This window comes from Vibrio frigidus (genome assembly GCF_042465995.1).
In the GTDB taxonomy this organism is placed as follows: Bacteria; Pseudomonadota; Gammaproteobacteria; order Enterobacterales; family Vibrionaceae; genus Vibrio.
Genome location: NZ_JBCDMC010000009.1, coordinates 1 through 12,664, shown reverse-complemented (window position 1 = coordinate 12,664; position 12,664 = coordinate 1). Strand labels below are relative to the sequence as shown.

Here is a 12,664-nt window from a genome sequence, read left to right as displayed (position 1 = left end):
TAACGGATTTTATTCGGCGTATTACTAAAATGTTTCGTTACTTATGGTGCTTATTCCGCGTTTGAAACGTCACGCACGTCAAACTCTACATGCCATTTCTGGCCGTTATCACTCGCCATTGCTTCCAAATAAAGCGTACCAAGTTCGGTCACCCGTGCCGCCAACGTAACGGGAACAATCTCGCCAACATTTCGTCCTTCTGATGCGTTAAGCGTAACCTGAATCTCTGGAAGCTCCTCAAGCTCTTCTGGCCTCCAGTAATCCAGATGTGTACCGGCTTGGTCGTCACGACGAGTAGTAGAACCATAAAACTGAAACTGAACCGGTTGACCGATAACCAACCCAAATTCTTTACTCTCAACCTGACAATATGACCCTTCTTCCATACCAAATGGCGCAACACAAATCGCCTCCATTGGTGGCGCTATTCCTGGGATTGCAGGCATAGAGCTTTCGATGCCTACGTAATAACTACTGGCAATACCACCGCGAATGCGGACACCTTTACCCTGCCTTACCGCTCCGTAATATGCCGCACCGTTAGCGACGGCTAGATCGAGGTCTAAACCGCTCAGCTTCTTAGCCGCTTGGCATATTGATCGCTCAGAACTGGTCTCTTGTTCAAGATGATTCGATTGCTCAAGCCATGCATTAATCGTTGAGGTAAGGCGTGCTTCTAGTAGGTGTGATTTCAACACACCACCATTAAACAGAATGGCGGTTGGCTTAATAAAATCAATGGCAGGTTGCTCACCATAAAACCCACCAAATACCTCTTGAGTTGCATTGCTTTGCTTACACAAAAAGGCGGCTATATGGCGAGTTATTCCGGCGTCTTGAGCGTACGGAAGCCCCATGTGAGTCAATGCACTACGTGCTTTTTGTACAGGGTGTTCGTGCACTTGAACCAGTGGAAAAAAGCCATCGACCAATGTCTGTTGAACCTCTTCTTTGGTCAGCTCGGTTTTCAGTGTCGAACCCAATAATTTTGAACCTCGACTCGGAATAACGATAGGCACAGACTGTATTTCCATATCGTTGAGTAAGGTCTCTTTTGCGTCACGACACGCTTGCGTTATTGCTTGAACTTGCCATGGCTGCAGGTCTTTACCCTCTTGGGACATTTTCATTTTAATACGATAGGCAAGGGCAAGATCCATGTTGTCTCCACCCAACAATATATGCTCACCAACTGCGACGCGAGTTAAGCTTAAATTACCTTCATCTTCTGTTACCGCAACCAAAGAGAGATCGGTAGTCCCTCCGCCAATATCCACGACCAAAACCACATCGCCGACATCAACCTCACTTCTCCATTGATCTTCGCTGTTATTTATCCAGCTATATAATGCAGCTTGCGGTTCTTCAAGCAGTGTTAAATGGTTGAAGCCAACGTTCCGTGCCGCCTCTGCGGTAAGCTCTCTAGCCGCAGGGTCAAAAGAAGCAGGAATGGTAAGGGTAAGATCTTGAGCTTCAAGTTTATGTTCAGGGTTTTTATGATTCCAAGCTTCTTTTAGATGCTCTAGATACAACTCAGTTGCTCGCAATGGCGATATCTTTGCAACTTCTTCTGGGCTCCCTAGAGGAAGGAACGCCTCACGCCGGTTCACTCCACCATGACACAACCATGATTTTGCACTAGCAACTAGACGTATTGGTGTTTTCGCGCCAAGATTTCGTGCTATGGCACCCACCAAGGCACTCGGTGTCGTGGTCCACGGAAGCACGCGGGAGCCTTCCCCCATCTCATATTCTGAAGGCTGATAAACAAATGATCCGAGTTGAGTTCTCTCCTCAACCTGACCCGGCGCGATAAGCTGAGGGACATTAAGTACTTGCACCGTCGCGTCTTCGTTGTTGAGTTCAACAAAAGATAAAACGCAATGGGTCGTCCCTAAGTCGATCCCAACGCTGTATTTAGGTATATCATTTTCCATTAAAGCTCTACCTCTGCAGGCGCAATAATGGCAGCATCATAGTTTTTAGCGAGCTTAGGCAAATTCACTTTATCTGCTCTCCAACCTTTGTGGATAAGCGTACCGCTAAATGGTGCGCTACCTGTCACATTACCAACTAGGCGAACGGCTTGAGGGTTAAAGCCTTCTTCGATGGTAATTCGAGTCTCTTCTTGCTCGTTCTTTATGTGAGAAAGCTCCACATATTCAGACAGTACTTTCTGGCCACCTGAATGGATAACACGAGCTGCCGCGCCTACTTCATCATCAGAAAAACCAGTTAGGTCTTCTTTTAGGAAGTCAATTAACCTCGCTTCCTGCTGCATAATTGAAAGTAATTGCATAGCAGAATCGGTGCTAGCGGTCTTCAATTGTGATTCAACTTCAATCACTCTTTCAACGACCTTTTCAACCTCAACTATTTTTTCTACTTCGATTATCTTCTCCACTTGCTTTTCCACTTCAACGATCTTTTCGATGGGCTTCTCAACCGTTTTTTCAATCACTTTAGATTGACGAGAAATGGCAACAATAAGCAGCATAAGAGAAGATGCAGCAAGGCCACCATGCAACATATCAAAGGTAGTAGGTATCAGATTTAAATCAAAAGTCATTTTTCGCTCTCTGTAAATAACAATTCTGGGTGTAACTGACAGGCGATTTTGTCGTCGGCTGCCCACAATAACCATATAATTGGGATCATTGTCTCATATTTAAAGTGTATATGGGCGACAAAATTTCGCTATAAATGCCAATCTATAAATGAAATATCTCGCTGATATTGCTATGGTAATAATTAAATGAAACACAGTGGAGCTAAATTGACAAAGTCAAACTCACAAGCCATCGAGTTTAAAGGTGTTGATAAATGGTTTGGCAACTTTCAAGCATTAGCCAAAATCGACCTTGCCGTAGCTGAAGGTGAGATAGTGGTTGTCTGTGGCCCATCAGGCTCAGGAAAATCAACGTTAATTCGCTGCATCAACGGACTAGAGCAGGTTGATTCCGGCAGTATCAACGTCTTAGGAAATACAGACCTTTCGAAACAAAAGGGGTTGGTTGGCATGGTGTTTCAACATTTTAATTTGTTTCCTCACTTAACCGTATTAGACAACCTTACTCTGGCCCCAATCCGAACGCTAAAGCTTTCCAAAAAAGAAGCCGAACAACGTGCACTGCATTTCCTAAATCGTGTACACATTGCCGAACAAGCCGATAAATTCCCGATCCAACTTTCTGGAGGGCAACAACAACGTGTCGCGATTGCTCGTTCTCTCTGTATGATGCCTTCCATCATGTTATTTGATGAACCCACCTCAGCACTTGACCCAGAGATGATCAACGAGGTGTTAGATGTGATGATTGAACTTGCAAGAGAAGGCATGACCATGGTGTGCGTCACCCACGAAATGGGGTTTGCTAAAAAAGTCGCGGATCGTGTCATTTTTATGGATGAAGGTGAAATCATCGAAACAGCACCACCTGAGCAATTGTTTAGCACGCCAAAACAGCCACGTACACGTGCATTCTTAAACCAGATATTAAGCCATTAATATGGTTAAAATCCTCAGACCCGTTTTCTCAGCACTGCTTCAAATTGCGGTTTTAATCGTCGGAATTATCTGGCTTTTAGACAGTGGCGCTGAGTCTATGGGTTACCGTTGGCAATGGGAGCGAATTCCCGATTACCTATTTTTTTACGAGGATGGTGAATGGTGGTCAGCCGAGCTAGTTGATGGTCTTCTCGTCACCATACGTATTTCTGTATTCAGTTTGCTAGCAACCCTCGTACTAGGACTAACCACTGCTCTACTTAGGTTGTCAGACTCTATCGTTGGCAGAGCCATTGCCCGTGGGTATATTGAGCTTATACGTAATACACCATTGTTGGTTCAAATATATCTGCTCTACTTTATTTTTGGTCCAGTGATTGGACTCGACCGATTCTCAACCGCCATACTTGCCTTAGCGTTATTCCAAGGAGCCTATACAGCGGAAATATTCAGAGCAGGATTAAACAGTATTCCCCGAGGCCAATTCGAAGCCGCTCGTTCACTTGGACTTTCGCCACTCGATAGTTATCGAGACATTATATTGCCACAGGTAATTCAAAGAACACTACCACCACTAACAAATGAGGTCGTATCGCTGATTAAAAATTCATCTATTGTTAGCGTCATGGCAATCTTTGATCTTACAACAGAAGGGAGAAATATCGTTTCTGAGACGGCAATGCCATTTGAAATATGGTTTACTATTGCGGCTATTTATCTAGCCCTGACCCTTTCACTATCCGCATTCGCAGCAAGGCTAGAACATAAGCTAGGTGCCCAATGGCGAACTCTATAATGGACAAACGAAAAAACACGGAGTAGGAATATGAGATTATTAAAAAGTGCAATGATTGCAATGTTGGGGGCATTACTATCTCTGCCTTCGGTTGCAGATAACGTGAACATCGAAAAGATTGAGCAACGTGGCACGTTACGCGTTGGTATGTCTACCTTCGTTCCATGGGCAATGCGTAATAAACAGGGTGAATTGATTGGATTTGAGATCGATGTAGCCACCCGCCTAGCGAAAGATTCTGGCTGGAAAGTTGAGTTCATCCCAACGGCATGGGACGGCATTATCCCCGCACTTTTGGCGAAGAAATTTGATGTGATTATAGGTGGTATGTCTATCACGCCGGCACGAGCCGAAAGCGTTCTTTTTAGCGCCGCGTATTCACATTCAGGCGTTCAAGTCGCCGCGAATAAAACACTCGCCGCCGGCTTTGATCAAATAAGCGATTTTAATTCTCGCAAAGTAAAAATTGCGGCACGTCGTGGGGCATTCACTGTACAAGTGGCGCGTGAAACCTTTCCTAAAGCCAAGATTCTTCAATTTGATGACGATGCGCAAGCATTCCAAGAAGTATTGAACGGCAATGCTCACGCGGTTATCGCCTCTAGCCCAAAACCCGAACATGAAGCTTTAAAACACCAAGATGTCCTTTTCCTTCCTTTCAATGAAAGGCTGTCAAAAGGTAACGAGGCATTTGCAGTCCGTCTCGGTGAAGACGACAAAAAAGCGTTCTTTGATAGCTGGATAAAAGAGCGAACCGAAGATGGTTGGTTAGCTGAACGATACGAATATTGGTTCTCTACGTTAGATTGGCAAAGCCAAGTAGCTCAAGGACAGTAATCTACAATGGAAACAATAAGCTCAATAAGACCAACGAAGGCCCATAACTCGAAAAGATTAAATCGATTAGATTATTTTCTACTTGGCTTGATGGCGTTTGCCGCCATCTGGTTTTACTACCGGTCCTCTATTGGTGTGAACTATCATTGGAACTGGTCTGGTGCTATTGAGCTTATTTTTACTCCAAGAGCAAATGGAGACACACCCTATTTTTTCCAGGGTGTTATTTCAACACTTCGATTGAGTGTATGGGGTGTTATTTTTTCGCTATTGCTTGGCGTCCTATTAGGTATTGCTAGACACTCAACACTATCGATATTTCGCGCACCTGCTATCGCCTATATTCAGCTTATTCGCAATATCCCACCGCTGGTTTTTGTGTTTATTTTTTACTTTTTCATTTCCAATCAACTTATTCCATTGCTTGGCCTAGACGCCCTGCTTAGAGAACATTCAGGTGGGACGAATGTTGTTCAGTCGATATTATTTGGAAAAGCAAACCTTTGGGAAAACTTACTCTCTGGTGTTCTTTGCGTCGGATTATTATCAGCCGCTTACATCGCCGAAGTTGTGAGGGCCGGATTAGAGAACATTGAAAAAGGTCAATGGGAAGCCGCGGACGTATTAGGCTTATCTACGTGGTCAAAATATCGTTATGTCATTGCGCCTCAAGTAATAAGTACCATTGCGCCCCCGTTGGCAGGGCAGGCTATTTCACTCGTAAAAGACTCTTCTATTGTTTCATTGATTTCTATTCAAGAACTGACTTTCGTCGGTACAGAAATGGCAAATTCATCTGGATTGATTTTTGAGATATGGTTGTTGGTCGGTTTGTCGTATCTTGTACTCTGCTTCGGGCTCTCTCTGCTATTTTCCAAACTTGAAGCGAACAGTCGAAAGCACTTACAAAAGTAGCGAAGTGCTTAGTTCAGCAATACTTATTTCAACGATTTAACACTATTTCGAACCACTAGCGTAGGCTCCAGTTGAACCTGTTGTATCTGCTCTGCTCGCTTTTCAATGCGTTTAAGTAAAGTATCAACGGCCGTTTTACCCAATCGAAATTTAGGTTGGTGGATAGTTGTCAGCGCTGGAACCATAAATTTAGCGATATAAATATCATCATAGCCAATAACCGAAAGGTCTTCAGGTACTCTAACTCCTTTTTCATTCGCGGCGTTGATTAAGCCCATTGCCATCATGTCATTACAAGCAAAGATAGCACTCGGCAACTTACCACGTTCATAAAGGAGATTAAATGCATCGTATCCGCCATCACACTCGAAGTTAGAAGGAACGACCCACTTGTCTTCCAGTGCTATTCCTTCGTCATCCAATGCTTGCTGAAAACCTGCAAAACGAATCTGGGCTTGATGACGATCTAATGGGCCCGTAATACACCCAATTTCACGATGACCATTGTCAATTAAATGCTTAGCCGCCATGTAGCCGCCAAGCCTCGAATTGTCTTTAATTTTATCACTCGGAAAATGGGTTTCACCCCAATCCATGACCACGGTAGGGATATCCTGATATCGGTCGAATACATCTAGGTATTTCCCCTCTAAACTTGAACAGAGCAAAAGTAACCCATCGACTCTTTTCTCCAAAAGGGTGTTAATAGACGCCTTCATTCGAGCATCATCCCCTTCTGTATTACAAAGGATTAGGTTGTAGTCTTGTTCATAGCAGTGCCTTTCTACTCCTTTTACAACTTCACCAAAAAAGGGGTTGGTTGAGGTTGTGACCAGTAAACCTATGGTACGAGTGCGATTCATTTTAAGGCTGCGAGCAAGAGCAGAAGGAGAGTAATTTAGCTCTTTAGCAGCTTGTTTTACTCGAGTTGTAATCTCTTCGCTTACGTAACGAGTCTGATTAACAACATGGCTTACCGTAGATGTAGAAACATCCGCTAGTTTGGCAATATCTTTCATTGAAGCCATGTGACAGCCTTAGTTTGTTGAGAGTGATTTAACTATTGTGTTGAGCACTGAATGCATCCACTTCCTTCCTGCTTGGAATAGAAGTTTGAGCGCCAAAACGGGTCACCGAAATCGCGGCAGCAGCATGAGCCAGAACGACAGATTGTTTTAGGTCCATACCATCCATCAATCCTGTCACTAAACCGCCATTAAAGGTATCTCCTGCCGCTGTCGTATCGGTTGCATCAACTTTAAAACCAGAGATTATTTCGCCTTCACCGCGTTCTTCACTAAGCCATACGCCCTGAGCACCTAACGTAATCAACACAGTTTCGATGCCTTTAGCATGCAGAATATCTGAAGCCACTTGTGCAGACTTCTCATCAAACACTGTCACGCCAGTGAGTATTTCCGCCTCGGTTTCATTCGGCGTGATGATATCGACACAACTTAGTAATCCATCGCTAAGTATGGTTGCCGGAGCAGGGTTAAGTACTACTTTTGTTCCCGACAACTTAGCTGTTTTCGCCGCCAATTCAACCCCATCCATCGGCGTCTCTAACTGCATAAGCAAGAAATCTGCCTGTTCAATTAACGGAAGATAAGGTGCAATTCGTGCCGCATTCAACCGGCCATTCGCTTCAGCAGAAATACAAATACTGTTTTCGCCTGTGTCCGCAACCTGAATCATTGCGATTCCTGTTGGCGTATTATCTTCAATCAAAACGGCATCGGTGTTCATACCTTCGTCTTTGAAGCTCTTTTTGATCGCTACACCAAACGCATCATCGCCTACACTCGCAATAAATCCAATATCTGCGCCTAATCGAACTGCTGCGATTGCTTGATTGGCCCCTTTACCACCAGGAATCACCTGATATCCACCACCGTGAAGCGTTTCACCTGGTCTAGGAAAAGATGGAACCTTTAGAACATGATCAGCATTAACGCTGCCAAGAACAATGAGTTTACTCATACATTCAACCTATTGAGTAGAGGATATAAAACCGAATAATTTAGTTACTTTACTGAAATAAATAAATTATTTAATTTTCGGGAAAGCTTGCCGATGGGTTTCCCCAGTAGTAAGTAATGCGAATAGACTCGACTAAACGAATGTCATCATGTCCGTCATTCCAATGGAAAATGGAACGACGGTTTTTAAAAAGTTAATGACGAATCCAATCTATCAACATTACCTATTTTTAGTTTTACTTAAGAACAAGTTTTAGAGGTACTGGGATGTACGTTTCAACTGTCTCACCTTTAAGGATTTTATCTGCTGTTTCAACACCAAGTGCACCGATCAATTCAGGTTGTTGAGCAACCGTTGCTGCTAGGTCGCCACGTTTAACCGCTGCAATACCATCATCTGTTCCGTCAAAACCGATGATCATAACGTCTTTACCTGACGCTTGAACCGCGCGAAGTGCGCCCAATGCCATTTCGTCATTTTGAGCAAATACCGCTTGAACATCTGGATTAGCAGCAAGTAGGTTTTCCATTACGTTCAAACCTTTAGTACGGTCAAAATCGGCTGGCTGAGTAGCAAGCAGTTCCATTTTGCTGCCTTTAACAGCATTCATGAAGCCTTCACCACGCTCACGTGCCGCAGAAGTACCCGCGATACCTTCAAGCTGAATAACTTTCGCATTATCACCAATAGCTTCAACAATAAAGTTACCCGCAAGCTCACCGCCAACTACATTGTCTGATGCAATGTGGCTTGCAACTTTACCACGGCTTGCACCACGGTCTAGAGTAAGCACTGGAATATTTGTTCCGTTTATCATACGGATTGCATTAGAAACCGCGTCAGAATCTGTTGGGTTAATCAGAATTGCTTTCACACCACGAACCGTTAGATCCTCAACATTAGAAAGTTCTTTACTTGGATCATTCTGTGAATCTAGAACGATAAGTTTATAGCCTAATTCTTTTGCTTTTTTCTCAGCGCCATCTTTCATGGAAACGAAAAATGGGTTGTTTAGAGTAGATACTACTACTGCTATTGTATCTTCAGCGAACGCCGTAGTGCTCATTGATGCAGATAAAACAGCGGCTGAGATAAGAGTTGCGATCTTTTTCATTATTGTAGTCCTTTGTTTCATAGTGAGAACTAAGGTTCACCTTAGCCCTATATTGGTAGAGTTATTTATTTTTATTATCAACTAAAACTGCCAGAAGAATGACGACAGCTTTGGCAATCATCTGATAGTAAGAAGATACATCTAGAAGGTTTAACGCGTTATTAAGAAAACCAATAATCAATGCGCCAATTAAGGTCCCCATAATACGTCCACGCCCACCAGCTAGGCTGGTACCACCGAGTACTACGGCAGCAATAGCATCAAGTTCATAGGCCATCCCTGCTGTCGGCTGAGCCGACGACAAACGGGACGTCACTATAAGACCGGCTAAAGCCGCGAGTAGACCACAGATGGCGTATACACCTATCTTTACACGATCAACATTAATACCAGATAGGCGTGTTGCTGATTCATTACCACCTAAGGCGTATACATAACGACCAAATCGCGTGTGGTTTAGCACATACCATGCGGCCGAAAATACAATAACCATAATCCATACCGGAACTGGGATACCTAGAGCATATCCAGTACCAAACCACGCAAACGTATCCGCGGTATCAGTAAATCCAGTCGAAATTGGTCGTCCGTCGGTGTACACCATCGTCACACCACGTAATAAAGTCATCGTAACCAGTGTGGCAATAAAGGCTTGAACCTTACCTTTGGCGATAATCACCCCACTAATTGCGCCTAAAGCCGCACCCGCTAGAAGTGCCGTTGGGACAGCGATAAACACCGAGACTTCCATTGCAATTAAACTCGCGGCAAAGGCTCCGCATAGTGCCATTACGGACCCTACACTCAAATCTATACCCGCGGTGAGAATGACAAGGGTCATCCCTACAGCAATAATTGCATTGACGGATGTTTGTCTCAAAATATTGAGAATGTTATCCATCGTAAAAAAATATGGGTTAAGAAACGAAACCACTGCAATCAAAAAAAGCAATGCGATAAGTGATTTCTGCTCGATTAGCCACTCTTTAGTAAATAGTTTTCTATCTTGCATGGGTTCTATCTTTTTGGTTGTTGTATCGTTGTTCATGCTGCTACCTCACTTACTTTTTTACCAACAGCACAAGCCATAAGTTTCTCTTGATCCGCTTCTTTTGCATCAAATTCACCACTGATGTGGCCTTCGTGCATCACAATAATTCGGTCACTCATTCCAAGCACTTCCGGCATTTCCGAAGAGACTAATATAATGCTCATTCCTTCCGCCTTGAACTTGTTGATGAGTTGGTATATCTCTTTTTTGGCGCCAACATCTACGCCACGTGTTGGTTCATCTAAGATCAACACCTTTGGTCTTGTCATTAACCCCTTCGCGATAGCCACTTTTTGCTGGTTACCACCAGAAAGATTGCCAATAATCTGGTTGCGGCTTGGCGTTTTAATATTAAAGAGGTTAATAAAATCTTCGACCGCCATAATTTCGTCTTTGTGTTGAATTTGGATCCCTTTCGATAGCTGTTCTAAACAACTAAGTGACATATTTTCTTTAACCGACAAGCTCAATACCAATCCATCGCCTTTACGATCTTCAGAGATATAGGCAATGCCTTGTGCTAACCCTTCTTGCGGGTTTTGCGGTTCGATAGCTTTCCCATCCAACATCACCTTGCCGGACTCTTTTGGTAACGCCCCATATATCGCTTTCATTAACTCTGTACGACCTGCGCCCATCAAACCAGAAATACCGAGGATCTCACCTCTATCTAATGTAAAGCTAACGTCATTAACACCCGAACCAGTTAGATTTTTCACTTCCAAACAGGTTGTTCCATGAACCGCATTGATTCGAGGATATTGTTCTTCAAGTTTACGACCTACCATCATCTCAATGAGCAGATCCTCATTGGTTTCCGCTACCGTACATTGATTGATAAACTTGCCGTCACGCAATACCGTAATGTCATCGCACATCTGGAAGATCTCTTTCAAACGATGTGAAATATAAACAATGCCACATCCCTCTTGGCGCAATTCCTCAATCACCGCAAACAGTGACTCACTCTCAGTATCGGTTAATGCGTCGGTAGGCTCATCCATAATGATGACCTTCGAATCAAATGAGAGTGCTTTGGCGATCTCAACCATTTGTTGTTCACCAAGACTCAGTGAACCAAGTTGGTCTTTAGAGCTATGTTTGACATTAAGACGAGCAAGCAGTGCATCCGCCTCTTTATACATTTCAGACCATCGAATACGGCCTAATGGTGATACTCTTTCACGGCCTAAAAATATATTTTCAGCGATCGTTAATTCAGGAATAAGATTTAATTCCTGATGAATGATACTGATGCCCGCTTCCTGAGAATGCTTCGGCCCTTGGAATGCCGCGTTGACGCCTTGATATCGGATGTCTCCTGCATCTAAAGAATAGATACCCGTTAGCACCTTCATCAACGTAGACTTACCTGCACCATTTTCGCCAAGCAGTGCCATAACACGACCTGGGTATACGTTGAGACAAGCGTTATCTAGCGCTTTCACACCTGGAAAGGCTTTGTCTATACCCGTTAGCTCTAAAATTGGTTGAGTCATTACTCTTCCTCGAAATGTCTGCGTTTAAAAAGTGACACCAGTTTGAAAAATTACATTGGCATAAGGCGTACATTCGCCCGTTCTTACTATTGCTTTACTGTCAAAAGAGTGAACCTTAAATTCTTCATGAGAGACATAAGTTATGTTTGTTTCTTTACCTGTACTCTGGCTGTCTTTTTTAATTACTTCAAGCAACTGAGAATGTAGCTCAGGACTCACTTGTTTTGTTTCTTCCGCAATGATGACACCTTCAATTTGAGACTCACTAAGTAATATTTTCACTGTCTGAATAAAACCAGGAACACCATGAGTTAACGCTAGGTCAATTCGTTCTACGCCTTCTGGGATGGGCAATCCCGCGTCACCAATCGTAATTTCATCTGTGTGCCCTAATGTTGCGACAAGATAAGAAAGTTCAGAATTTAATAAGCGTGTTTTTTTCATATTGGTGACCTAATTGTGTAACCCTCAAAACGAGAATCTTTCATTTAGAAAAAATCTGACAAGATTTTCACTAATCATCGAAACGTTTCGATGAGGCCAAATAAAACGCCATCGAAACGTTTCGATAGAATATAGCTGCTCAATTATTTTTTGCCTCATAGGAAAAATAAATGTGTGATGGAGGTCTAATGAAAATTCAAAATTTGAAAAGAAAAACAGAGATTGGTCACTAATTAAGTGATGTATTAATAAGAAGAAATGCACGTAAATATTGGAAAGAATAAACAACTGGTTCGCATGAAACTCATTGAAGCTCACTAGACTAAATAACCTAAATCGAGAAAAAAAGCACACCCTGAAGGGTAATGCCGACAATTTAAGACAAAGTAGTGTACTACCGACCTCATAGGTAACACTTTAAACCGGTCACATAGGTAACACTTATGTTGGCCGGATTACTCGACCAACTACTTCATCTACGATCCCTAATTTTAGAGTTCCAAAATGCAGCAACCAG

At 43.2% G+C, this 12,664-nt stretch carries 12 protein-coding genes; 4 read left to right on the top strand and 8 right to left on the bottom strand.

Annotation, left to right across the window (positions count from 1 at the left end; all coding sequences use genetic code 11):
• Positions 1 to 50: 50 nt before the first annotated feature.
• A complete protein-coding gene (locus AACW90_RS15985) occupies positions 51 to 1,937 on the bottom strand; it encodes an Hsp70 family protein (protein WP_390236376.1) in 1,887 nt (628 codons plus the stop codon).
• A complete protein-coding gene (locus AACW90_RS15980; RefSeq protein WP_390236373.1) occupies positions 1,937 to 2,569 on the bottom strand; it encodes a DUF2760 domain-containing protein in 633 nt (210 codons plus the stop codon). The genes AACW90_RS15985 and AACW90_RS15980 overlap by 1 nt, the downstream gene beginning before the upstream one ends.
• 207 nt (positions 2,570 to 2,776) lie before the next feature.
• Here AACW90_RS15980 and AACW90_RS15975 point away from each other — a divergent pair, with 207 nt between their 5' ends.
• From AACW90_RS15975 to AACW90_RS15960, 4 genes are read left to right on the top strand one after another with little or no spacing between them, the layout of a single operon-like run.
• Positions 2,777 to 3,508, top strand: a complete 732-nt coding sequence (locus AACW90_RS15975) for an amino acid ABC transporter ATP-binding protein (protein WP_390236370.1) — start codon at positions 2,777 to 2,779, stop codon at positions 3,506 to 3,508.
• A gap of 1 nt (position 3,509) precedes the next feature.
• Entirely contained in the window at positions 3,510 to 4,304 is a 795-nt protein-coding gene (locus AACW90_RS15970) for an amino acid ABC transporter permease (RefSeq protein WP_390236367.1), read from the top strand.
• 30 nt (positions 4,305 to 4,334) lie between these two features.
• Complete coding sequence (locus AACW90_RS15965) at positions 4,335 to 5,141, top strand: transporter substrate-binding domain-containing protein (RefSeq protein ID WP_390236364.1); 807 nt, start codon at positions 4,335 to 4,337, stop codon at positions 5,139 to 5,141.
• Between the two features lie 6 nt (positions 5,142 to 5,147).
• Complete coding sequence (locus AACW90_RS15960) at positions 5,148 to 6,056, top strand: amino acid ABC transporter permease (RefSeq protein WP_390236360.1); 909 nt, start codon at positions 5,148 to 5,150, stop codon at positions 6,054 to 6,056.
• Between the two features lie 23 nt (positions 6,057 to 6,079).
• Here AACW90_RS15960 and AACW90_RS15955 read toward each other — a convergent pair whose 3' ends face one another.
• The 6 genes from AACW90_RS15955 to rbsD form a co-directional block, all read right to left on the bottom strand.
• Positions 6,080 to 7,084 carry a substrate-binding domain-containing protein gene (locus AACW90_RS15955; RefSeq protein ID WP_390236357.1) on the bottom strand — a complete coding sequence of 335 codons (1,005 nt, stop codon included), beginning with the start codon at positions 7,082 to 7,084 and terminating at the stop codon, positions 6,080 to 6,082.
• A gap of 28 nt (positions 7,085 to 7,112) precedes the next feature.
• Entirely contained in the window at positions 7,113 to 8,039 is a 927-nt protein-coding gene (rbsK, locus tag AACW90_RS15950; RefSeq protein ID WP_390236354.1) for a ribokinase, read from the bottom strand.
• 235 nt (positions 8,040 to 8,274) lie between these two features.
• Positions 8,275 to 9,153 (bottom strand): ribose ABC transporter substrate-binding protein RbsB, encoded by an 879-nt coding sequence (gene rbsB, locus AACW90_RS15945; RefSeq protein WP_275136984.1) that lies wholly within the window; start codon positions 9,151 to 9,153, stop codon positions 8,275 to 8,277.
• A 61-nt stretch (positions 9,154 to 9,214) separates the two neighbouring features.
• Positions 9,215 to 10,201, bottom strand: a complete 987-nt coding sequence (gene rbsC, locus AACW90_RS15940; RefSeq protein WP_195705589.1) for a ribose ABC transporter permease — start codon at positions 10,199 to 10,201, stop codon at positions 9,215 to 9,217.
• A complete protein-coding gene (gene rbsA / locus AACW90_RS15935; protein WP_390236349.1) occupies positions 10,198 to 11,703 on the bottom strand; it encodes a ribose ABC transporter ATP-binding protein RbsA in 1,506 nt (501 codons plus the stop codon). Before rbsA ends, rbsC begins: the two co-directional genes overlap by 4 nt.
• A gap of 24 nt (positions 11,704 to 11,727) precedes the next feature.
• Positions 11,728 to 12,147 carry a D-ribose pyranase gene (gene rbsD, locus AACW90_RS15930; protein ID WP_390236346.1) on the bottom strand — a complete coding sequence of 140 codons (420 nt, stop codon included), beginning with the start codon at positions 12,145 to 12,147 and terminating at the stop codon, positions 11,728 to 11,730.
• Positions 12,148 to 12,664: the final 517 nt, after the last annotated feature.

Coding starts and splice junctions, on each gene's coding strand:
- AACW90_RS15985 (WP_390236376.1), bottom strand. CDS start 1,937: ATGGAAAATGATATACCTAAATACAGCGTTGGGATCGACTTAGGGACG.
- AACW90_RS15980 (WP_390236373.1), bottom strand. CDS start 2,569: ATGACTTTTGATTTAAATCTGATACCTACTACCTTTGATATGTTGCAT.
- AACW90_RS15970 (WP_390236367.1), top strand. CDS start 3,510: ATGGTTAAAATCCTCAGACCCGTTTTCTCAGCACTGCTTCAAATTGCG.
- AACW90_RS15965 (WP_390236364.1), top strand. CDS start 4,335: ATGAGATTATTAAAAAGTGCAATGATTGCAATGTTGGGGGCATTACTA.
- AACW90_RS15960 (WP_390236360.1), top strand. CDS start 5,148: ATGGAAACAATAAGCTCAATAAGACCAACGAAGGCCCATAACTCGAAA.
- AACW90_RS15955 (WP_390236357.1), bottom strand. CDS start 7,084: ATGGCTTCAATGAAAGATATTGCCAAACTAGCGGATGTTTCTACATCT.
- rbsK (WP_390236354.1), bottom strand. CDS start 8,039: ATGAGTAAACTCATTGTTCTTGGCAGCGTTAATGCTGATCATGTTCTA.
- rbsB (WP_275136984.1), bottom strand. CDS start 9,153: ATGAAAAAGATCGCAACTCTTATCTCAGCCGCTGTTTTATCTGCATCA.
- rbsC (WP_195705589.1), bottom strand. CDS start 10,201: ATGAACAACGATACAACAACCAAAAAGATAGAACCCATGCAAGATAGA.
- rbsA (WP_390236349.1), bottom strand. CDS start 11,703: ATGACTCAACCAATTTTAGAGCTAACGGGTATAGACAAAGCCTTTCCA.
- rbsD (WP_390236346.1), bottom strand. CDS start 12,147: ATGAAAAAAACACGCTTATTAAATTCTGAACTTTCTTATCTTGTCGCA.